Source organism: Ensifer sp. ENS11 (assembly GCF_014851895.1).
Lineage (GTDB): Bacteria > Pseudomonadota > Alphaproteobacteria > Rhizobiales > Rhizobiaceae > Ensifer > Ensifer canadensis.
Genome location: NZ_JACVAN010000006.1, coordinates 139459 through 160708 on the forward strand (window position 1 = coordinate 139459; position 21250 = coordinate 160708).

Sequence of the window (21250 nt, forward strand, 5' to 3'; positions counted from 1 at the left end):
CAGTGGCCAAGGTTTTTTGCAGGGATTAAGCGACCATGGACATCCGCCCGATCAACGATGAATACTCGGTTTCCGGCCAGATCACGGTCGAAGACCTCGACCAGATCAAGGCGCTTGGCTTCAAGTCCATCGTCTGCCACCGCCCCGATTTCGAGGCGCCGGACCAGCCGACCTTCGATTCCATCGCAGCGCGCGCGCAGGAGCTGGGCATCGAGACCATGCACATCCCGGTCGGCCCGATGGGCGTGACGGCGGATGCGGTCCAAAAGATGGTCGACGCGCTTGACGAATTCCAGCGCCCGATGCTCGGCTATTGCCGCTCCGGCGCTCGCTCGACGGCGGTCTTCCAGCAGACACAGCATATTCGCGGCTGAGCCGGCCTACCGCAGCATAAGGGCGCACTTCGTGCGCCCTTTGCGACGATGTGTCCTCGGGTCCACATAGCCCCCAAGGGATGCATGCCCCAGGGAATGCGCACCTGACGCGCCGGCTCGACCGCGGTTCGGATACACGAACGGCGGAGGATATGGCATGACGGGAATACATTTGATCGAACGCGAGCAGTGGGCTGAAAAGCCCGATGTCTGGCAGGGCGAGTTCCAGGGCGGCTCCTATGGCGCCGACGTTTCGGTGATGTTTTATACCACCGACAAGGTTGGCGGCGGGCCGAAGCTGCACCGTCATCCCTATCCCGAGACCTTCATCATCCGCACCGGCCGCGCGCTGTTTACCGTCGGCGATCGCAAGATCGAGGCAGAAGCCGGGCAGATCGTCGTGGCGCCGGCCAACGTGCCGCACAAGTTCGAAAACCTCGGACCTGGGCGCCTGGAAACCACCGACCTGCATGTGACCGGTGCGTTTGCGACGGAGTGGCTGGAATAAGCAAGAAGCGGCAACTCAGTATAGAGGAGGACGCCACCTCCCTGCGTCGTCGACACGACGCAGCTGGATTCCTGTGACAAGCACAGGAATGAGGGAGCGCTAGGAGGTGTCGCAGCGCGCATGCCGCGTTTGCGGAGATGTGCGATCACGTCGGAAACGGGCTCGGTTGGCCGCAACAGTTCCATGCCCTCATTCCTGTGCTTGTCACAGGAATCCAGCCACGGCGCGTCGGCGCCGTGATTGAAGCGTGCTCGAAGGAAAACCTGCCCGTTCCGCTCAGCCTTTCCTTATTTCGCTCAGCGTGCGCGTCGGGGTGATGGCTTCCGGATCGAGCTTGATCTCGATGATCGCCGGCTTGCCGCTGGCGCGGGCGCGCAGGAATGCATCGGCAAACTCCTCAGTCTTTTCCACCGTCTCGCCGTGGCCGCCATAGGCGCGGGCAAGGGCGGCAAAGTCAGGATTGGTCAGGTCCGTGGCGCTGACGCGGCCGGGATAATCCCGCTCCTGGTGCATGCGGATCGTGCCGTAGATGCCGTTGTTGACAACCACAGTGATGATCGGCAGGCGGTAACGCACGGCAGTTGCGAATTCCTGACCGTGCATCAGGAAACAGCCGTCGCCGGCAAAGCAGATGACTTCGCGATCCGGGTGCAGATGCTTGGCGGCAACGGCTGCCGGCAGGCCGTAACCCATGGAGCCGGAGGCGGGGGCTGCCTGTGTTGCGTATCTGCGGAAGCGGTGGAAGCGATGCACCCAGGTGGCGTAGTTGCCGGCGCCGTTGGTGAAGATGGTGTCTTCCGGTGTGTTCGCCTCGATCCAGTTCATGATCGGGCCCATGCGCACGTCGCCGGGGCCGGTTTCCGGCGGTGTCGACCACTTGAGGTAACCTTCATGCATCGCCCTGGTGCGTGCCGACCACACCGGCTCGGCCGCTGGCGCGAGCCCTTCGAGTGCTGTGACGAAATCGCGGGGGCTGGCGGCGATCGGCAGTTCCGGCCGATAGACGCGGCCGAGTTCGGATGCATCGGGGTGGACATGGACAAGCGTCTGGCGCGGATAGGGCGCATCCATCAGCGTATAGCCGGACGACGGCATTTCGGAGAAGCGCCCTCCGACCAGAAGCACCAGATCAGCTTCCTTGATCTCTTTTGCCAGCGCCGGGTTGATGCCGATGCCGACATCGCCGGCATAGTTGGGGTGCAGGTGGTCGAACAGCATCTGGCGGCGGAAGGAGCAGCCGACAGGCAGGCTCCAGCGCTCGGCAAAGCGCTGGAATTCGGCGACGCTGTCAGCCGTCCAGCGCGTGCCGCCGAGGATGGCGATCGGGCGCTTGGCGCCTTCGAGCAGCGCGCCGAGCTGCTTGATCTGGGACGGACCCGGATGGCCCTCGACCGGCTGGTAGGGCTTTGCCGCTGGCGCCTCGGCGCTGCGCGTAAGCATGTCCTCGGGAAGCGTCAGCACGACCGGGCCCGGCCGGCCTGAGGTCGCGACCGCGAAGGCGCGGGTGACGAATTCGGGAATGCGGGCGGGATCGTCGATCTCGCCGACCCATTTCGCGACCTCGGTGAAGGCGCGGCGATATTCGATCTCCTGGAAGGCTTCGCGCTCGCGAGCCTCGCTCTGGACCTGGCCGATGAACAGGATCATCGGGATCGAATCCTGCCGGGCCACATGCAGGCCGGCCGACGCATTGGTGGCGCCGGGGCCGCGCGTTACCATGCAGATGCCGGGCTCGCCGCTGAGCCGCCCCCAGGCATCGGCCATCATTGCAGCGCCCCCCTCCTGGCGGCAGACGACGACATCGATGTCGGTGTCGTAGAGCGCATCCAGCACCGCCAGATAGCTTTCCCCCGGTACGCAGGCGATGCGTTTGACGCCATTGGCGACGAGCGCGTCGACGACGAGCTGACCTCCAGTTTTCATGCTTTCCTCCCGATAGTCATTCTTTTGTTTTCAGATCACTTGTTTTCAGATCGCCGGCGAAACCGGAGCGATGCTCGCGGTCTTGTCGACCCGGCGTTCCCGCCAGATGATGTAGAGGCCGGAGCCGATGATGATGGAAATGCCCAGCCATTTCAGCGCGTCGGGCAGGTCGCCGAAGACGAGCCAGCCGAAGATCGTCGCCGAGACGATTTCGAGATATTGCAGCGGCGCCAGCACCGAGGCGGGGGCGGAGCGATAGGCATAGACCCCAAGCACGCCGGAGATAGTGGCGGTGACGCCGACGCCGAGCAGATAGAACCAGGTGTTGCCCTCGGGCCAGACCGGGTCGAAGATACCAGATCCGCTGCCTTCGCCGAGCCAGAGCAGTACGAGACAGAAGAGACCGCCCCAGATGCCGGCATGGAACTGCATCGACCACGGGTCCTCATTCTGCGCCACCATGCGCGTCACCAGCAGGAACACCGCCAGGCCGAAGGCGGCGACGATCGGCAGCAGCGCGATCAGGCCCACCTCCTGCATGCTTGGCTGGATGACAAGGAGCGCGCCGAGGAAACCGACGGCACAGGCGGTGTAGCGCCGCCAGCCGATCGTCTCCTTGAGGAAGATGCTGCCGAGGATGGTGAGGATGATCGGCTCGACGAAGAAGATGGCGATGGCGTCGGCCACCTCCATTACCTTCAGCGTGGTGATGAAGGACAGCATGGTGACGACAAGCAGGCCGCCGCGCAGCGCGTGCAGCCCGGTCTTGCGCCAGGTGAGGTCGAACAGGCTGCCGCGCACGAGCACGATCGGCAGGATGAAGACGACCTGCAGGATGAAGCGCACGGCGGTGATCTGTGCCGACGGTACTGTCGAGATCGCGAGCTTGGCGAAGATGTCGATCAGCGGCGACAACAGCACCGAAAGGACCATCAGCGTCAGGCCGAAGGAGATGCGGTCATTGGCGTTGGAGGTCTTGGGGAGGGACATGTCTGCCATGATGATGTCGGGTCAGGTCCTCTTGCCGGCCACAGCCTTGGCGGCAACAGAATGGCCGACAGAAGATTTGCCGACGGCCGATTGGCACCAGGCCGCAAACTCCGCTGTTGCCTTCTCACGGCCGATTTCGTTGAGCGTCTCGTGGCGCATGCCCTCATGGATCGTTACCGATACATCCGTCATTCCGCGCGCCTTCATGCGCTCGCCGAGCCAGCGGACGGCACCGCCGTTTTCGGTCGAGGGATCGGCGCTGCCGCCGACGAGATGAACAGGCAGGCCGGCGGGCAGGCGCGCCAGCCGGTCGGCCCGTGCGCCGGCAAAGGCGAGCCGCATCAGATCCAGCCAGAGCGACACCGTCGCGTCGAAGCCGCACAGCGGATCGGCGATATATTTGGCCACCTCCGCCTCGTCGCGCGACAGCCAGTCGGAATCGGTCTTGCGATCCTTGATCGCCTGACCCCAGGCGCCAAAAGTGAGCTTCGACAACAGCGGGCTCGGCACATCCGAGCCCTTGAGCGCCTTTTCGATCTTCAGGATCAACTGGCCGCCGCGCCCGGCGATACCAGGGCGGAAATTCGAGTTCCAGACGGCGAGTGCATCGTAGAGACCTGGATCGGTCTCGGCGGCGTTGAGCGCGATCAGCCCGCCCATCGAGTGACCGAAGAGGATGACCGGCAGGCCGCCCGGATGGGCGGCGGTGGCGAGCGTGCGCATGGCCCTGATGTCGGCAAACACCTTGTCGAGACCTGAGCTGTTCGAGAACATGGCCAGCGGCGCATCCGGCGCGCGCGTCGCGCCATGTCCGCGATGGTCGTGGGCATAGACGTGAAAGCCGTGGCCGGCCATCGCCTCGGCAAAACGGGCATAGCGGCCGGAATGTTCGGCAAGGCCATGGCTGACAAGAAGAATGCCACGCGCGTCGGCAGCTGCCGGAAAATGGCGCCAGTTCAAGATAGCGCCTGTCGGGCTCTGATGCGTCCTCACCTGCCCGAACATGCCTTCTCCCGGACCAATCGTCAGACTCTGCCGATATCAAATCGATTTACAGGGGAAAGGCAATCGCTGCTTGTTGATCGTTACGCATGAGGTCACAAGCGATTTCGCGGACCTGTAATTAACAGCGATATTTGTTCCCGTTTTGTTTTATCGGGAGAGTGTCATGGCATGTTGGAGTAAAGCGGTATCAAGTCCAATGACAATTGTTGCGATGGCGCTGGCAATGCTGCTTGCTCCATCCTCGTTTGCCTTGGCGCAAGAGAAGGTTGATGCCGCGGCGGAAGGCGCCTCGGGCCGCACGGAATATGTGCTTGCCGTCAGCTGGCAGCCGGGCTTCTGCGAGACGCGGCCGCAACGCAAGGAATTCGCCAACCAGACGGCCGAACGTTTCGATGCCACGAACCTGTCGCTGCACGGGCTCTGGCCCTTGCGCAAGAGCTATTGCGGGGTGGCGGCCGAGATGCGCACCCAGGACCGCAAGGGCGACTGGCTCGATCTGCCGAAGCTCGCCATGGCCGATGATACGGCGGCGCGGCTGCTGGTCGCCATGCCGGGCGTTCAATCCGGCCTCGATCGTCACCAATGGTTGCGCAGCGGCACCTGCCAGACGGCACCGGTCGACGACTATTTCGCCACGCAACTGCATATGCTCGACGAGCTCAACCGGTCCGCCGTCGGCGCGCTCTTTCGGGCGCGTATCGGCTCGGAACTCGATGAGAAGGCGATCAAGCAGGCTTTCGACCAGAGCTTCGGCGCAGGGGCCGGCGACCGGGTGCGCATGCGCTGCCAGACGGTCGCGGGACGCAGCGTCATCACCGGCCTGACGATCGGCTTGACGGGAGACGTTTCGGGCAAATCCAGCCTCGCGCCGCTGATCCAGGCGGCGGGGCCGACGGAGTTCAAATGTGCCAAGGGCATTGCTGACGCGGCAGGCCGCGGATAGCGGCTGACAAGGCGCTCCGGCATGGGATAGGCGGGGGCAAACGCCTTTGGCGATTGCCCCTTTGCACTAATTCGCCTACATAGCGGGCAAATTTCCTTCCCATGCGGAGCATTCTTTTATGGCACGTCAGTTCATCTATCATATGGCCGGGCTCAATAAGGCCTATGGCGCGAAGAAGGTCCTGGAGAACGTTCATCTGTCGTTCTATCCGGACGCGAAGATCGGTATCCTCGGCCCGAATGGTGCCGGTAAGTCGACGGTGCTGCGCATCATGGCCGGCCTCGACAAGGAATATACCGGCGAGGCCTGGATCGCCGAAGGTGCGACCATCGGCTACCTGCCGCAGGAGCCGCAGCTCGACCCGACCAAGACCGTGCTCGAAAACGCCATGGAAGGCGTTGCCGCCAAGACGGCGATCGTCGAGCGCTACAACGAGCTGATGATGAACTATTCCGACGAGACGGCGGAAGAGGGCGCAAAGCTTCAGGACATCATCGACAGCCAGAACCTGTGGGATCTCGAGAGCCAGGTCGAAATGGCCATGGAAGCGCTGCGCTGCCCGCCGGGTGATGCAGACGTCACAAGTCTTTCGGGCGGTGAAAAGCGCCGTATTGCGCTCTGCAAGCTGCTTCTGTCGCAGCCGGACCTGCTGCTGCTCGACGAACCGACCAACCACCTCGACGCCGAGACGATCGCCTGGCTCGAAAAGCACCTGCGCGAATATCCCGGCGCCGTGCTGATGATCACCCACGACCGCTACTTCCTCGACAACGTCACCGGCTGGATCCTCGAACTCGACCGCGGCCGCAGCATTCCCTACGAGGGCAACTATTCGGCCTACCTCATCGCCAAGGCCAAGCGCATGCAGCAGGAAGGCCGCGAAGAGGCTTCCCGCCAGAAGGCGATCGCCCGCGAGCAGGAATGGATCGCATCCAGCCCGAAGGCCCGTCAGGCCAAGTCCAAGGCGCGTATCCGCTCCTACGACGAACTGGTCAACGCCGCTGAAAACCAGCGTCCGGGCGACGCGCAGATCATCATCCCGGTCGGCGAGCGTCTCGGCCAGGTGGTCATTGAAATGGACGGCGTCACCAAGGGGTACGGCGACCGCCTACTCATCGACGGCCTGTCGCTGAAGCTGCCGCCGGGCGGCATCGTCGGCATCATCGGCCCGAACGGTGCCGGTAAGACGACGCTCTTCCGCATGATCACCGGCCAGGAACAGCCCGACAGCGGCTCGATCCGTATCGGCGAAACCGTGCACCTCGGCTATGTCGACCAGAGCCGCGACGCGCTCGACGGCAACAAGACCGTCTGGGAAGAAATCTCCGGTGGTGCCGAAGTCATCAAGCTCGGCAAATACGAGATGAACTCGCGCGCCTATTGCTCGACCTTCAACTTCAAGGGCGGCGACCAGCAGCAGAAGGTCGGCAATCTTTCGGGTGGTCAGCGCAACCGCGTTCACCTCGCCAAGATGCTGAAGAACGGCGGCAACGTGCTGCTGCTCGACGAACCGACCAACGACCTCGACACCGAGACGCTGGCGGCACTTGAAATCGCGCTGGAAAACTTCGCCGGTTGCGCCGTTATCATCAGCCACGATCGCATGTTCCTCGACCGTCTGGCGACCCACATCCTCTCCTTCGAAGGAGACAGCCAGGTCGAATGGTTCGAAGGCAACTTCGAAGACTACGAGAAGGACAAGATCCGTCGCCTCGGCCCGGATTCGGTCAACCCGAAGCGCGTCACCTACAAGCGCCTGACGCGCTAACACTCTGGCACGTCGCGTGAGCCTCGGCTTGCGCGACGTGCGCCCCGCTCAAAGCGTAGCGATTTCCAGGATTCGCTTGCTGCGCCGTAAGCTCTGGTTTTGCACATTTCGTTATCGCAAAACCGCAGCGCACCTTTGGGTGACGTGCTTTCAGCCCTGGCTCGGAAACGATTTAAGGGAGAAGGCATGCCACAGCTTTGACGTTGCGGCATCCTGCCCCGTCTCGTTTCGCGCCAGTCTCAGCCGCCTGCTTTCATATGTCGTATCCCGAACCGATGGCTGGTTCGGGCGATACGCTCTCCCGCCAACCATTCCATAGAATGCGTCATGGACGCTGCGGTGCGTGACCCTTGCCGCTGGCCCTCTCGTTGAAACCGCTTCTTTGGATGCGTCGTCCACATTGCGCTGCGTTGAGACTGTGGGCATCCGCGGTCAAGGGCGGGAGCGGGCCGCGAGGCGGAGAGCGCAGGGCAGGGTCAGTGGCACGCCACGCCGCAAAGGCATCGTCAACGGGCGGAGCGCAAGCTTCGCCCGTTTGCGTGTCGAAACGGTGGAAAATCCTGTTCCTGGAGCGGCATAGTTTGGTCTCTTCGCGCAAATCCGCTTGCGCTACATCCGCAAATCACATAAACATATCTTTATGTGTTGATGGGGAATGATATGGCGGATCAGAGCGAGCTTGGTCTCGACGCGCTGGTGGATGTGCTGAAGGCTGCGGGTGAGCCGACCCGCATGCGCCTTCTCGCGCTGCTTGCCGCTGGGGATCTCACCGTCACTGATCTTACCGAAATTCTCGGACAATCGCAGCCCCGCATTTCGAGGCACCTGAAGCTCCTGGCCGAGGTCGAACTCGTCGACCGCTATCAGGAAGGCGCCTGGGCCTATTTCCGCCTTCGCCAGGAGGGCGCCCGCGTGTCGCTGGTCAGGGCGATGCTTGCATCCGCCACCGGCGACGACGCAGTTCTGTCGCGCGATGCATCCCGGCTCGTCACCTTGAAGAAAGCGCGGGCCGAAAAGGCGCAGGCCTATTTCAGCCGCAACGCGGCCGGCTGGGACGAGCTTCGGCGCCTGCATGTCAGCGAGCGGGATGTGGAGACGGCACTGCGCGACATGGTTGGCGACGAGCCGGTCGAGAGCCTGCTGGATCTTGGCACCGGCACAGGGCGCATCCTGCAACTGTTCGAAGGGCTCTATCGGCGCGGCATCGGCATCGATGCCAGTCGCGACATGCTGGCCGTTGCCCGCTCCAATCTCGACCGCGCCGGCATCACCAAGGCGTCGATCCGCCACGGCGATATCTTCAACTTGCCGCTTGATGGCCAGTTCTTCGATCTCGTCACCATCCACCAGGTGCTGCATTTCCTCGATCAGCCGGAAGCGGCGATCGCTGAGGCGGCACGCATGCTGACGCCGGGCGGGCGGTTGGTGATCATCGATTTTGCGCCGCACGGGCTGGAGCACTTACGCGACGAGCATGCCCATGCGCGGCTTGGCTTCTCGCATCAGGCGATGACCGACTGGCTGGCAAAGGCCGGGCTCGCCCTGGAAAAGACGACCGATCTGTCGCCGGAAGGCACGGACGGAGGAAAACTGACGGTGACGATCTGGCTTGCGCGCGATCAGCGGGCCGTCGAGGAGAGCGAAGCGCCACATCAGCGCATGCAAGCAGGGGGAATTTGAGAATGACGGCACAGACGCTTTATCCCGCCGAGCGCGGCAATCTGCGGCTTTCCTTCGAATATTTCCCCCCCAAGACCGACGAGATGGAAGCACAGCTCTTTCAGACTGCGGAAGATCTCTCGGTCTTTTGTCCCGCCTTCGTCACTGTCACCTATGGGGCCGGCGGTTCGACCAAGGCGCGGTCTCTGACAACAGTCAGACGGATGATCGAGGAGAAGGGCTTTGCCAACACGGCCGCGCACCTGACCTGCGTCGGCGCGCCGAAGGCCGAGGTGGACACTGTTATCGACGAATTTCTCGCTTTCGGCGTTCGGCACTTCGTCGCATTGCGCGGCGATCCGCAGGGCGGCATCGGCAGCACCTATCAGCCCTTTCCCGGTGGTTACGAGAGCAGCTCCGACCTCGTGCGGGCGCTTCGCGATCGTGGTGACGTCGAAATCTCTGTGTCGTCCTATCCGGAAAAGCACCCGGAAAGCCCTGATGTGGCGGCTGACATCGACATGCTGAAGCGCAAGGTGGATGCGGGCGCGACGCGGGCGCTTACCCAGTTCTTCTTCGACAACGACGATTTCGAGCGCTACCTCGAGCGCGTCCGCCGGACCGGCATCGAGATCCCGATCGTGCCCGGCATCCTGCCGATCAACAATCTCGGTCAGGTGCAGAAGTTCGCCGGTCTTTGCGGCGCCAGCGTGCCGGAGGTGATCGTCACCCGCCTTTCGCATCTGGAAGGCCAGCCGGCCGAGCGCTTCAAGGAGGCGACGCATATTGCTGCCGAGCAGATCGTCGATCTTGCCCGCCGCGGCGTCAGGGACTTCCACCTCTATACGATGAACCGTTCGCCGCTGATCACGGCCGTCTGCGATCTCGTCGGGTTCGAGCGTGCGGACGAGGCGTCGCGGGGCGAGGATATCTCGCTGAAGGCGTTTGCCGGTGCGGCGGCGTAGAACGCAAAACAATCCGAAAAAGCGAAAGCGCATGAAGGTGTCCTTCATGCGCTTTCTTTTTTCCTGCAGCGTCGGGGCAGATTGCTCTTGTCGATCTAGCCCAAAAATTTCTGCCGCAAATTGGATTTCCGGAAAATTAAAGTCCCTATTTCGGTTTGGACTCTCAGCGGCCTGACTTCAGATGAAGAGCATTGTGGCCACGAATACGAACGCTGCACTAATCATGAGGACATTCAACGAATGTGTAAGTCCCATCGAAGACCCTCCTTGCGCTGACGGTTAAAACATAGGGCGAATTAACGGCGCTTGAAAGGGAAACTTGTGCTGCAGTGCGAAAACGCGTGATCACAATTGCCTTGTCAACAGGGCTAATGTTTTGAAATTAAATCGCATTTTATGCCGCCACATTTTTTTCACAATCACTGCCGGAAGGTTAATGTAAACGCTTGTAACCGTGCGTGAGTGCTTCTAAAGGGCACGCTTTCTGCCGTATCCGGCTTGTTCGATTCCTCTTATGCGGCGCGCTTCATCCGCAAGATCCTGCCGTCCAAAACGGCAAGGCCGGCGGCAATCAGCGCCATACCGCCCACATCCGCTGGCTGCAGCGTCTCACCCAGAAAGAGATAGCCGAGCAGGATTGCGCTTGGCGGGACGAGAAGCGTGACCAGCGAGGCGTTGGTGGCGCCGGCTTCGCCCATGATGCGGAAGAACAGGATGTAGCCATAGGCGGTGGAGACGAGCGCCAGCGCCAGGATGGCAAGCGTCGCGTCAAGCGGCGGCATCGGCAGGGCCCAGGGCGTATCGACGAGGGCTGCGACCGGCAGCATCATCAGCGTCGAGGCGGTCAACTGGCCGGCCGCGGTGACCGGCGGGGCAAGGCCGCGAAAGCGCTTGCCATAGGTTGCCGCCAGGCCATAGCTGACGGCGGCAAGCACCGGCAGCATCAGCGCCCAGAGCGGCACGCTGCTGGCGTTGCCGAAAAGCCCGGCGATGGCGCTTGGCCCGATGAGCACGATGGTGCCGGCGAGGCCGAGCAAACAGCCGCCGATCTTGGCGGAGCTGAGTTTCTCGTCGTCGGTCGCCATGTTGGCGATGATCACGGTCCAGACCGGCGTGGTTGCATTCAGGATCGCCGCCAAGCCGGCGCCGATCTGGGTTTGCCCGAGAAAGATGAAGGCATGTGGGATGGCGTTGTTGATCAGGCCCATCAGCAGGAATTCGCGCCAGCGGCTGGCGAGCGCCTGATAGATGCCGAAACGCCTGCGGATGTAGAGATGCAGCGCCAGGGCGGCGAGGCCGAGCCTCAGGAACACCAGGGTGAACGGCGGCACGTGCGCGACGGCGACACGGGCAAAGAAGAACGATCCGCCCCAGATGAGCCCAAGCAGGGCGAGAAGCGCCCAGGTCCGCATCGTCATCTGCTGGCTGCCGGTCTGTCCTAGTGCGTTCATGGGTCTGCTCGCGCTTTCTGCGCGGCCGCTGTCGGTCAAATCGACCAGTCGGGATGCGCAATCGAATTGGGCGCTTTCTCCGCTGCATGCCTCCGGCGTCTGAAAGGCTGCATGAAAAGGCGTCACACAGATCTAGCGCGGCGCGTTGAAGTGCACCACCCACTTCTTGCCATCCGCGGTGCGCGAAAGCGCCAAGCATCGATGTCTACTGCATGTTTCCTTAAATCCTATTCGATTTAAGGACAAAGACATGCAGCAATTCAAAGTGCGACAGCGACCTTTGCGCGTCCAATAAGACGCGCGGCGCTGTAGGATCGTTCGATAAGGGAGAACGTCTGTCCACTTCGGCCGGTTTCGATCGAAGCGGACAGACGAATGGTCGCCCGGCCAAAATCCGGCCGGAAGATCGCGTTTACAGCGAGTTCAGCAGTTCCAGGGTTGCCCAGCCGTCGGCGGGACGGCCGAGACGCAGCTGTTCCTTCTGCAATGCTGCGCGGGTGCCCGAGCCGAGGATGCCGTCGACCTTGCCGACGTCGTGGCCAAGGGTCTGCAGCTTGGCCTGCAGCGCCTTCATGCCGGTGTCGTCGAGGCCCGGTTCCGGATTGCCGCCCTCATAGGTCGGGGCGCCGCCAAGGCGGGTCGCGAAATAGGCAGCCGAAGTCGTGTAGATGAACGACTGGTTCCACTCGAGATAGACGTTGAAGTTGGGGTAGGTGAGGAAGGCGACGCCCTTGCGGCCCTGCGGCAGCACCAGAGAGGCTTCGAGATTGCCGAAGGCGGTGTCACCGTTGCGCGGCTTGACGCCGAGCGCGAACCAGTCGCTCGCCTTCATGCCCGGCTGCAGGCCGGTCTTTTCCCAAGGCAACTGCTCGGGAACGCTGACTTCCTGGATCGCCGGCTGGCCGGCCTTGAAGCCAAGGCTCTGGATGAACTTTGCGGCGGTCAGGATTGCGTCCGGCGAGCTCTTCTTGAGATTGACGTGGCCGTCGCGATCGCCATCGACGCCATAGGCGATGATATCTTCGGGCAGCATCTGCACCTGGCCGATTTCGCCGGCCCAGGCGCCTGTCGTCGTTGCCGGGTCGAGGTCGCCGTGCTGAACCATCTCGATGGCGGCGATGAGCTGCGGGCGGAACATTTCCGGCCGGCGGCAGTCATGGGCAAGGGTCACCAGCGCATTGCGGGTGTTAAAGTCGCCCTGAACGGCGCCGAAGTCCGTCTCCATCGCCCAGAAGGCGGTGATGACGGGGGCCGGCACGCCGTATTCCTTTTCGGCACGGGCGAAGACGTCGGCATATTCCTTCATCTTCTGCGCGCCGATATCGAGCCGCGACTTGCTGACGGTGCGTTTGGAGAATTCGGTGAAGGTCTGCTTGAACACGCCCTGGGCGCGGTCGCGGCTCAGCACTTTCTGGTCGATGGCGGCACCGGCGAGCGCACGGTCGACGACGTCGGCCGGAACGCCCTTGGCGACCGCCTCCGCCTTGACGCCTTGCAGGAAGGCGCCAAGATCGCCGCCGCATGCCGGCGCTTGCGCGAGAACGGGGGAGGCTGTCAGCGCGAGGAGCGCGACGGATGCAAGAGCATGCCGGGCTTTGAGGATCATCATAATTCCTTTCTGTCGCCGCAGGGCGCGAAGCGCCGCCGCTGGCGGTCAATGTACCAAAGATGCAATCTGCTGCTGCTCTCTCAGAGCATTATGACGGAAAGAAGAAAATGGGTCGGTTTGCCGCGCTTCTGCACAGAACCGTGGCTGTCGTCATCCCGGCTTGGAAACGGCGGCGACCCAATTCTTCCAGTTCTTGGCCGAGCCGGCAAAGACGTTGATATCGGTGGTGCCGTCAATGCCCGGTATCACGCCGGTGCTGGTATATTGCCAGAATGCCCAGCGGCGCTCGACATAGACTTCGCCCGGATGCTTGGCGACGGAGCGAACCCAGAAGTGGTGCTCCTTGAACTGGTCGACGAGATTGTCGCGGTGGAAATCCACAGAGGTATAGATGATCGGCCGCTTGCCGTAATGGGCCTCCAGCCGGTCCATGAAGCGCTTCATCTCGACGCGGACCTCGTCCGGCGATGGGCGGTGGCGGCAGGTCTTGGATTCGCCGTTCCACTCGACGTCGAGGACCGGTGGCAGGTAGACGGCGCTCTTCGGCACATTGGCGATGAACCAGTTGGCCTGGGCATCCGCGGTCGAGCAGAAATAGTAGAAGTGATAGGGCGCATAGGGAATGCCGGCGGCGCGAGCGCGCTGCCAATATTCGTTGAAGCGCGTATCCACCCTGTCCTTGCCTTCCGTCGCCTTGATGAAGGCGAACGAGACGCCGGAATTCTTCACCTTCATCCAGTCGATATCGCCGTTCCATTTGGAGATGTCGATGCCGTGGATGTTGTGGTGGTGCGGCGTGCGGCCACCGAAATCCTGCGGGTCGGTATCGCTGAAGCGCGGCGGGATCGATGCGGTCTGCAACAGATCGTAGTCGGTCGACGAACAGGCGGAAAGGAGAGTGGCAATGGGCAGCAGTGCCAGAAGAAGCCGGCGCATGGAGGTCCTGTTTCGAAACGAACGACGATCCTGCCTCACACGATGGCTTTCATGATGGTGATGTCCCCCAGTGAGGCGTGAACCTCATTTTCACCATATCATCGTAAAAATTGAGTTAGCTCAAGCGGGAATTGCGGCAGCACTTCGGTCGCCAAGCCGTGCAGCGGCCGGATTTGTCACTGACGCCGCTGTTACGGCCGGGCGGTGGTAGACCGCAAGCCAGGCATAACCCCGGCCGATGGCCCGGCGCTCGAGCTGTGCGCCGTCGCGTCTTGCCCGCTCTCCCAGCACCTCGAACAGTGTTTCGCGCGGGGTCACATGGAAGCGCGTCAGCCAGCCGCGCAGCAGGCGGCGGAAGCTTGCCGGCAGCCGCTCCTGCTGGCCGAAATCGGCAATATGCAGCGAGCCGCCGGGGTTCAGCGCGTCGATCGCCGCTTCGATCGCGCCCTGCCAGTCCGGTATCATTGACAGGGAGTAGGAGATGACAATCCGGTCGAAACCGGTTTCGCCGAAAAGCTGGGGCTGGAAGCTGGTGGCGTCGGCGATGCGCAGCGTGGCCGCCGAACTGCCGCGGCGGCTGAGCTTGGTTTCCGCCGAGGCCAGCATCTCCGCGGAGATGTCGAGGCCGAAGAGCCGGGCCTTGGGAAAGCACGTTCCGATGAGCGCGAGGTTGCGCCCCGTGCCGCACCCGACTTCGAGCACGGAGGCGCCCGCGCCCGCGTTCAGCTCGCGGATCAGCGTGTCGCGGCCGAAGAGATAATACTTCCGCGTCAGATCGTAGACGTGCCTTTGATAGCGATACATTTGGTCCATGCGCCGCTGGTGGCTGATCTCGGCGTGCTCCACCCCGCTCATGCTTTCTTCCGGTAGATGTGGAAGCCGCCATAGATGGCCGAGCGATCGGCGTTGCCGAGCTTCAGCGATGTCTCGGCATCATAGTGCCACTGCTCCATCAAAGCCGTGGAGAGGCGGCCGGGAAGGATGCTCTCTTCAGCGGCCGTGCGGAAGATCACTGTCGCGGCTGCGTCTGCGGTGCGGGTGATCTCGGTCCAGAGATCGTTCAACTGCTGGTCGTTCATCCAGTCCTGGGCGTCGAGCAGCACGTAGCGGTCGACCGATCCTGCCGGCTTCTTCGCCAGAAGCTCGGTGAAATTGGCGTGGTGGACCTCGACGCATTCGGCACGATCGCGGACCGTCTCGTAGTTGCCGGCATGCAGGTAGGCCGGAAGCTCGCCTTCGTGCGGCAGGGGATAGCGGCGTGCGAAGGCCTGCCAGGCGAAGTAGTTTTCCTTGAGCGGGAAATGACAGGTCAGCTTTTCCAGGCGGTGGCGAAGCACGGAGGCAAGCGACTTGTCGTTGCTCAGGCTCGCCAGCTCGTCGAACTGCTGCGGCGGGATGCCGAGGCCGAACAGCGAGCTCTTCTGGCTGGTGATCCAGCGAATGAACGGGCGCTCGAACAGCGGCGCCAGTCGCGTGTCGAAGAACTGGCGCTGCTCGCGCATGGAGCTGGCCTGGACGAACTCTTCCGGATTGACGCCATGCAGTCGCGCCAGGATGTGGCTTGCGGCGATGAAGCGGCCAAGCAGGCCGGTGCGATAGATGTTGCGGCCGAAGACGCCGATGCGCCGGCGCCCGGTGACGCTGCGGCCGTTCCAGTAGCTGCGGGTGGCCTGATCGACCTTCGGGGCGATGAACAGGTCGAAGGCCTGCACGTTCGATGGCGTGCCCTGCGTTGCCAGGAACCGGATAACGTCCTTGTGAGCAGGCAGATGGCGGAAGGCGGCAAGCTTCAGCCGGTTGAGCGCGATGTGGTGCGGATTGAGATCGACCACGTCGATGCGACCAGGGCCGGCGGACAGGTAGGTCAGCATGTTGCAGCCGCCGGAACCGATGGTGACGATGCGGTGTCCAGGGCGAAGCTGCATTGCTTCCATGTCGACGATTGGGTCTTCCCAGATCTGCGGATAGACGAGGCCGGAGAAGAGCAGGCCAAACAGGCGCTCGGACAGGCCGGCAAGCGAAAGGGTCTTGTGTTGCAGGAGGGCGTTTTTTAGCTTGGGATTTTTTCTGCCAAAGCCGACGTCAGGGGCAAGTTCGGTCATCTCTGCCGCTCATCCAGTTGAAACTTAGCCGCTTCTAAAGTGACTCGGCTACACTTTGATGACGGGTTTTTTCACAGCTGCTGCGCCGCACAAAAAATGCCGACTACGATTTTTCACCCATAAGAATTCATTAAACCCTGGCGTGCTAGCTCCTCCCTATATTCGGGGGGCGTCGACATGATGTTAAGAACGTTTCTGCCGAAGCCCGAGCAGCGATTTGCAGCTGCCGGCACGGCACTGGGGGCACTGTTTCCAGCGATCTGGCTGACCACGGAAACGTTGTTCACGGATGGATCCTTTACACATTGGAATTTTTCCGGAGCACTTGCGGCGGGCGTCATGCCCTTCGTCGCCGGTGCCTCTTTCTACCGCTGGTCCTATTCACGACGGCTGGAGCGCGAGTTGCGCGCCGCGCGCCGCGCCGAGCGGCGGCTGCGCAACGAGGTTCACCGCGACCGGTTGACCGGGCTTGAAAACCGCTCGGCGCTGGAGGCCGATGTGCTTCGCGCGCTTCGCTCCGATGGCACGGCATTCGAGCGCAGGCCGCTGCTGCTCATCGACCTCGACCGGTTCAAGGCGGTCAACGACACGATGGGCCATGATGCCGGTGACCGGTTGCTGAGCGGCATCGGCACTCGGCTGCGGCGGGCGTTTTCCGGCGAGGCGACGGTCTATCGGCTCGGTGGCGACGAATTCGTGCTGCTTGGTCCGGGTTCTCCGTCGGATGCCGAGGTCGCGGCGCTTGCCGGCCGGGTGAAGGCGCTGTTCGACGCGCCGTTCGATCTTTCGGACGGCCAAGTGGCATCCGGCTGCAGCATCGGCGTTACGTTCCTGGAACCAGGCGACCTGTCGACCGGCTCCGTGTTGAAGCGGGCGGACCTGGCGCTCTACGAAGCCAAGGAAATGCGCGGTAACAGCCATGTCATCTACGCGCCGCACCTTGCGCGAGCCGCGGAAATGCGCGCCGAGGCCGAGCGCGACCTTGCCCGCGCGGTCGCCCAGCGGGAATTCTTTCTGGAATACATGCCGATCGCCGGTGCAGCGAGCGGCGCCATCCGCGGCTTCGAAGCATTGCTGCGCTGGCTGCACCCGGTCCGCGGCGTCATCGACATGGAGGCTTTTGTTGAGCCGCTCGAACAGGGAGCACTGGCACTCTCGGTCGGCAACTGGGCCCTTCGGCAGGCCTGCAGGCAGGCGGCGAGCTGGCCATCGCCGGTCGGCCTGACGGTGGCACCCCTCGCGCTGCAACTGCGGGATCGCGATTTCCTCGGCCATATCAAGGCGTGCCTGGACGAGGCGGGACTGGCGCCCGGCCGGCTGACGATCGAGGTGGCAGAAGCGTCCTCGACCGGCGATATGGGGCTGATCAGTGAAAATCTGCACGGTCTGCGTGCGCTCGGCGTGCGCATCGCGCTGAGCGGTGGCGCTGCTGCCTCGCTGCCGCTCAACCTTGTCGGGGAGCTTAAGCCGGACCAACTGACTGTGGATTTGCCGGCGATCCGCAGGTCGCATGGCAGCGAGCGCAGCGTCGCGCTGCTCGCCTGCCTCGTCAAGACAGGGCAGGTGCTGCGGCTGCCGATGGCGGTGCGCGGCATCGCCAGGGAAAGCGAAATGGACTGCGCCCGCACCGCAGGCGCTGTAGAAGCCTGGGGGCCATGGATATCCCCGGCATTGCCCGCGCGCGACCTCTCAGCCCTGTTGCGCGATAGGGACGGCGAAGACGCCCGTCGGCTCGCATAAAGGCAAGGGCTTTTCCTTTCGTTCAAATGCTGCTTCTCTCTCTCGCGTCAGACGGGAGAATGCGATGGCACGCGTATTGAAAACTGTCGGGGCTGCTGTTGTCGTGGCCATTGCCTGCGTCGGTGGGTGGCTGGCCGTGGCGCCGCCGGGGCTGCTGAAGGTCGGCGATGGCTACGCCGCCAAGATCGTCTGCTCGAATGTCTTCATCGCCGGGCGTGACGGGCAGGCGGTGCTTGCCGACGACGTCCAGGCGCCGGGCCATCCGTTGTTGAAATTCATCAGCGTCTCGGTCGACCGGGAGAAGCGGCTGGTGTCTGCCCGCATCTTCGGCTTTGCCGCCCCGGCCCATGCGGTCTATCGCCCAGGGCTCGGCTGCGCCAACGTTTCCGACGACGATCTCGCTGCCCTGGCTCCAGCGGTGGAGCCGTCGACGCCTGACATCGCCCGATCGGCCGATGTCTCCTGGCCGGACGGCGACAAGGCGGATATCGATCCGGCCGTTCAGGCATTGATCGAGGATGGCAACCTTGCCGGTCCTGGCATGCGCGCGATCTCGGTGGTGCGCGACGGACATCTGATTGCCGAGACCTACGGCGCGGGCTTTAATCGCTCGACGCCGCTTCTCGGCTGGTCGATGACCAAATCGGTGACATCAGCGCTGATCGGCATGCGCGTCGCCGAAGGGCACATGGACGTGACGCGCGCCGGCCTGCTGCCGGAATGGAGCGGCGACGCGCGCGCCAAGATCAGGCTTGCCGACCTCATGGGAATGGAGAGCGGCCTCGAGTTCAACGAGGGCTACGGCAATGTCAGCGATGTAACGCGCATGCTCTATCTCGAAAGGGACATGGCGGGCTTCGCCGCAGCCAAGCCGGCGACATCGAAGCCGGGCTCGACCTTCAGCTATTCCAGCGGCACGAGCACGCTGTTGTCGCGGCTCTGGATGCAAAGCTTCGACGACCCCGCCGCAGCGCTTGCCTATCCGCGCGATGCCCTGTTCCTGCCGCTCGGGATGACGAGTGCGGTGCTCGAGACCGATGCCAGCGGCACCTTTGTCGGATCGTCCTACATGTATGCAACGGCGCGCGACTGGGCGCGTTTTGCGCAATTCCTGCTTCAGGACGGCAACTGGAAGGGTAGGGGGCTGTTGCCTAGGGATTATGTCGCTTTCATGCGGACGCCGACCAAGGCATCCGGCGGCGAATATGGCGCGGGCCAGGTGTGGCTGCAGGAGAATGGGGTTCGCGCCGGCACAGGCGTCTTTCCTGCCGATGCCTTCTGGATGCTCGGGCATGACGGGCAGGCGATCTTGCTGGTGCCTTCGCTTCGCCTTGCGGTCGTGCGCCTGGGGCTGACGCCGTCACGCGGTGGTTACGACGTGCAGCAGCTCAACGCCAAAATAATAGAGGCGCTCGATTGAGCGCCTCCTGAAACGTTCACCAAAACGATCCGGCGTCGTTATTTCATGCCGAGTTCTTCGAGCAGGCCCTTGCGCTTGGCGTGGTAGTAATAGCCGCTGGCATAGAGCTTGACCGCGCCGTCGTGCTTGTTGTCGGCAACCATCCAGGCGCCGTGCAGGTACTTGGTCGCATACATCAGGTTGGTTTCCGCATCGAACAGGCCTTCGGCCGGGCCTTCGTAGCCGAGCCCCTTGGCGGTGTTGTAGCGGATCTGCATCAGACCGTAATTGCCCTTGCTGTAGGCGCGCGGGTTGTAGTTGCTCTCGCGCTTGACGACGCGGTGCACGAGCTCGACGGGAATGCCGTTGAGGTCGGCGTAATGCTTGATGAGCTTGTCGAGTTCCGGGCGCGAGCTGGTCGGCGCCTTGGTCAGCTTCATCGAATCGGGAATGACGCTGGCAACGGCGGCGACGCTCGAACCGATCACGCCCATCTTCGGCTTTTCGGTGGGCACGATCATGCGGTTGGCGACGAGCGTTTCGAGGCCGACGGGCTCGCCGGTGTCGAAGTCCGATTCCATCGCGGCAGCAACGGCAAGCGTCGAAACGGGAAGATCCTGGACGCGGCTCGTCTTCGGCGAGACGAGGGCGGATGCGCTTTCCGGCAGGACAGCGGCATTGGCAGAAGCTGCTACCGGCGTCGCCATGGCGACGGCCTGCGCTGCGCCCGGCTTGCCGCCGGGAACGGCGACGACCGTCGGTGCCGGACCGGCGGCCTGCGCGAGATCAGTGCCGACGGGAAAGGTGGTTGCCATGCCGGCCGTTTGTGCCGACAGGGCAGCGGATGCCGCGGTTGCCGCGCCATCCGGTGTCGGAAGGGCATAGGCCGTCATTTCGCTGCCGGGTTTTGCAAGCGGGGTGACCGTCTGCACGGCCGTAAGCTCTTCCACCGAGGTATGCTCGACAGTCGAGCACCCGGAGACGAGTGTCGCCGACAGAATAGCTGCCACGCCAAACGTCTGTTTTGAAAGGGAAATACGGAATTTCGGCATGCTGTCACTTTCGTGCTTCTGGGCCCCGCAGCCCCGGCAAATCAACGGCGATTAGCCGCCATGCGTGAATCTCCATTAACCCATGGGGCGTCGCGCAGCAAGCGCACGAGCGAATTTCAGGCCGACGCCCGCTTCATGGTTGCCGTCAGAAGCCCGGCGCCGATGAGCAGCGAGCCGCCCGTGCGGTTGACGATCCGCCTGATATTCGGCTTCGAAATCGTGCTTTTGGCGGCGGTCGCAAGCGCTGCATAGAGGCTTGCGTTGAGGATGGCGAGCGTCAGGAACGTTACCTCGAAAATCGCCATCTGGGTAAAGAGCGGCTGCGACAGATCGAGGAACTGCGGCAGGAAGGCGACGAAGAAGACGATGCTCTTCGGGTTGAGTGCGGTGACGGCATAGGCATGGAAAAAGATGCGCAGCGGCCGTTCCTTGGCGGGCGCATGCTCACCGGTACCTTCGCTTCCGGCAACCGGTGCCCGCCAGAGCTGGATGCCGAGCCAGACGAGATAGGCGGCCCCCACCCATTTCAACACGGTGAAGACCGCAGCGGAGGTGGCGAGCAGTGCGCCGAGCCCGAGCATCGATGCGGTCATGGCGGTGAAATCACCGAGCGCCACGCCGGCAACCGTCGCGCCCGCCGTCTTGCGGCCATGGCCGAGCGCATAGGAAATGACGAGCAATATGGTCGGGCTGGGAATGGCGAGCAGCACTGCAGAGGCAGCGGCAAAGGCAAACCAGTGTTCGAACGACATGAAAAAGGCTCCGCGCTTGAGGGCTTTCCGAGACTGATCTCGGGAGGGAGCCACCAAGGCGCGGAGCCGTCAAC

The 21250-nt window shown here is 63.0% G+C and carries 18 protein-coding genes; 8 read left to right on the forward strand and 10 right to left on the reverse strand.

Features of this window, described 5'->3' with window-relative positions:
* Positions 1-35 precede the first annotated feature (35 nt).
* A complete protein-coding gene (locus tag IB264_RS13980) occupies positions 36-374 on the forward strand; it encodes a TIGR01244 family sulfur transferase (protein WP_025427758.1) in 339 nt (112 codons plus the stop codon).
* Positions 375-531: 157 nt separating this feature from the next.
* On the forward strand, positions 532-882 hold the full coding sequence (locus tag IB264_RS13985) for a cupin domain-containing protein (protein WP_025427757.1): 351 nt from the start codon (positions 532-534) through the stop codon (positions 880-882).
* Positions 883-1158: 276 nt separating this feature from the next.
* Here the strand turns inward: IB264_RS13985 and IB264_RS13990 are convergent, their stop codons facing one another.
* Genes IB264_RS13990 through IB264_RS14000 form a run of 3 tightly spaced genes read right to left on the reverse strand, consistent with a single transcriptional unit; the run spans position 1159 to position 4800 of the window.
* Positions 1159-2805: a thiamine pyrophosphate-binding protein gene (locus IB264_RS13990; protein ID WP_025427756.1), complete on the reverse strand. Its 1647-nt coding sequence runs from the start codon at positions 2803-2805 to the stop codon at positions 1159-1161.
* Positions 2806-2850: 45 nt separating this feature from the next.
* Entirely contained in the window at positions 2851-3804 is a 954-nt protein-coding gene (locus IB264_RS13995; RefSeq protein WP_025427755.1) for a DMT family transporter, read from the reverse strand.
* Between the two features lie 12 nt (positions 3805-3816).
* On the reverse strand, positions 3817-4800 hold the full coding sequence (locus tag IB264_RS14000) for an alpha/beta fold hydrolase (RefSeq protein WP_025427754.1): 984 nt from the start codon (positions 4798-4800) through the stop codon (positions 3817-3819).
* Positions 4801-4996: 196 nt separating this feature from the next.
* Between IB264_RS14000 and IB264_RS14005 the strand changes: the two genes are divergently transcribed.
* From IB264_RS14005 to metF, 4 genes are all read left to right on the forward strand, one after another.
* Positions 4997-5743 carry a ribonuclease T2 gene (locus IB264_RS14005; protein ID WP_081788876.1) on the forward strand — a complete coding sequence of 249 codons (747 nt, stop codon included), beginning with the start codon at positions 4997-4999 and terminating at the stop codon, positions 5741-5743.
* Positions 5744-5861: 118 nt separating this feature from the next.
* Entirely contained in the window at positions 5862-7511 is a 1650-nt protein-coding gene (gene ettA, locus IB264_RS14010) for an energy-dependent translational throttle protein EttA (RefSeq protein WP_025427752.1), read from the forward strand.
* Between the two features lie 660 nt (positions 7512-8171).
* Entirely contained in the window at positions 8172-9191 is a 1020-nt protein-coding gene (locus IB264_RS14015) for a metalloregulator ArsR/SmtB family transcription factor (protein WP_192433706.1), read from the forward strand.
* A gap of 2 nt (positions 9192-9193) precedes the next feature.
* On the forward strand, positions 9194-10135 hold the full coding sequence (gene metF / locus IB264_RS14020; protein ID WP_025427750.1) for a methylenetetrahydrofolate reductase [NAD(P)H]: 942 nt from the start codon (positions 9194-9196) through the stop codon (positions 10133-10135).
* Between the two features lie 512 nt (positions 10136-10647).
* On the opposite strand, the gene IB264_RS14025 is transcribed toward metF, so the two are convergent.
* From IB264_RS14025 to IB264_RS14045, 5 genes are all read right to left on the reverse strand, one after another.
* Complete coding sequence (locus IB264_RS14025; RefSeq protein WP_025427749.1) at positions 10648-11586, reverse strand: DMT family transporter; 939 nt, start codon at positions 11584-11586, stop codon at positions 10648-10650.
* Positions 11587-11998: 412 nt separating this feature from the next.
* Positions 11999-13192: a lytic murein transglycosylase gene (locus IB264_RS14030; RefSeq protein WP_025427748.1), complete on the reverse strand. Its 1194-nt coding sequence runs from the start codon at positions 13190-13192 to the stop codon at positions 11999-12001.
* 153 nt (positions 13193-13345) lie between these two features.
* Positions 13346-14131: a GH25 family lysozyme gene (locus IB264_RS14035; protein WP_025427747.1), complete on the reverse strand. Its 786-nt coding sequence runs from the start codon at positions 14129-14131 to the stop codon at positions 13346-13348.
* A gap of 120 nt (positions 14132-14251) precedes the next feature.
* Positions 14252-14986: a class I SAM-dependent methyltransferase gene (locus IB264_RS14040; RefSeq protein WP_025427746.1), complete on the reverse strand. Its 735-nt coding sequence runs from the start codon at positions 14984-14986 to the stop codon at positions 14252-14254.
* The gene (locus IB264_RS14045) at positions 14983-16233 is read right to left on the reverse strand and encodes a DUF3419 family protein (protein WP_025427745.1); all 1251 of its coding nucleotides are present in this window, start codon (positions 16231-16233) and stop codon (positions 14983-14985) included. The genes IB264_RS14040 and IB264_RS14045 overlap by 4 nt, the downstream gene beginning before the upstream one ends.
* A gap of 177 nt (positions 16234-16410) precedes the next feature.
* Between IB264_RS14045 and IB264_RS14050 the strand changes: the two genes are divergently transcribed.
* Together IB264_RS14050 and IB264_RS14055 are read left to right on the forward strand one after the other, a co-directional pair.
* Entirely contained in the window at positions 16411-17973 is a 1563-nt protein-coding gene (locus IB264_RS14050; RefSeq protein ID WP_057211114.1) for a bifunctional diguanylate cyclase/phosphodiesterase, read from the forward strand.
* Between the two features lie 64 nt (positions 17974-18037).
* On the forward strand, positions 18038-19393 hold the full coding sequence (locus IB264_RS14055) for a serine hydrolase (protein WP_057211116.1): 1356 nt from the start codon (positions 18038-18040) through the stop codon (positions 19391-19393).
* A 38-nt stretch (positions 19394-19431) separates the two neighbouring features.
* Here IB264_RS14055 and IB264_RS14060 read toward each other — a convergent pair whose 3' ends face one another.
* Both IB264_RS14060 and IB264_RS14065 read right to left on the reverse strand, forming a co-directional pair.
* A complete protein-coding gene (locus tag IB264_RS14060) occupies positions 19432-20424 on the reverse strand; it encodes a lytic transglycosylase domain-containing protein (protein ID WP_025427743.1) in 993 nt (330 codons plus the stop codon).
* Between the two features lie 116 nt (positions 20425-20540).
* Positions 20541-21176: a LysE family translocator gene (locus IB264_RS14065; RefSeq protein WP_025427742.1), complete on the reverse strand. Its 636-nt coding sequence runs from the start codon at positions 21174-21176 to the stop codon at positions 20541-20543.
* Positions 21177-21250 lie beyond the last annotated feature (74 nt).

Coding starts and splice junctions, on each gene's coding strand:
- IB264_RS13980 (WP_025427758.1), top strand. CDS start 36: ATGGACATCCGCCCGATCAACGATGAATACTCGGTTTCCGGCCAGATC.
- IB264_RS13985 (WP_025427757.1), top strand. CDS start 532: ATGACGGGAATACATTTGATCGAACGCGAGCAGTGGGCTGAAAAGCCC.
- IB264_RS13990 (WP_025427756.1), bottom strand. CDS start 2,805: ATGAAAACTGGAGGTCAGCTCGTCGTCGACGCGCTCGTCGCCAATGGC.
- IB264_RS13995 (WP_025427755.1), bottom strand. CDS start 3,804: ATGGCAGACATGTCCCTCCCCAAGACCTCCAACGCCAATGACCGCATC.
- IB264_RS14000 (WP_025427754.1), bottom strand. CDS start 4,800: ATGTTCGGGCAGGTGAGGACGCATCAGAGCCCGACAGGCGCTATCTTG.
- IB264_RS14005 (WP_081788876.1), top strand. CDS start 4,997: ATGACAATTGTTGCGATGGCGCTGGCAATGCTGCTTGCTCCATCCTCG.
- ettA (WP_025427752.1), top strand. CDS start 5,862: ATGGCACGTCAGTTCATCTATCATATGGCCGGGCTCAATAAGGCCTAT.
- IB264_RS14015 (WP_192433706.1), top strand. CDS start 8,172: ATGGCGGATCAGAGCGAGCTTGGTCTCGACGCGCTGGTGGATGTGCTG.
- metF (WP_025427750.1), top strand. CDS start 9,194: ATGACGGCACAGACGCTTTATCCCGCCGAGCGCGGCAATCTGCGGCTT.
- IB264_RS14025 (WP_025427749.1), bottom strand. CDS start 11,586: ATGAACGCACTAGGACAGACCGGCAGCCAGCAGATGACGATGCGGACC.
- IB264_RS14030 (WP_025427748.1), bottom strand. CDS start 13,192: ATGATCCTCAAAGCCCGGCATGCTCTTGCATCCGTCGCGCTCCTCGCG.
- IB264_RS14035 (WP_025427747.1), bottom strand. CDS start 14,131: ATGCGCCGGCTTCTTCTGGCACTGCTGCCCATTGCCACTCTCCTTTCC.
- IB264_RS14040 (WP_025427746.1), bottom strand. CDS start 14,986: ATGAGCGGGGTGGAGCACGCCGAGATCAGCCACCAGCGGCGCATGGAC.
- IB264_RS14045 (WP_025427745.1), bottom strand. CDS start 16,233: ATGACCGAACTTGCCCCTGACGTCGGCTTTGGCAGAAAAAATCCCAAG.
- IB264_RS14050 (WP_057211114.1), top strand. CDS start 16,411: ATGATGTTAAGAACGTTTCTGCCGAAGCCCGAGCAGCGATTTGCAGCT.
- IB264_RS14055 (WP_057211116.1), top strand. CDS start 18,038: ATGGCACGCGTATTGAAAACTGTCGGGGCTGCTGTTGTCGTGGCCATT.
- IB264_RS14060 (WP_025427743.1), bottom strand. CDS start 20,424: ATGCCGAAATTCCGTATTTCCCTTTCAAAACAGACGTTTGGCGTGGCA.
- IB264_RS14065 (WP_025427742.1), bottom strand. CDS start 21,176: ATGTCGTTCGAACACTGGTTTGCCTTTGCCGCTGCCTCTGCAGTGCTG.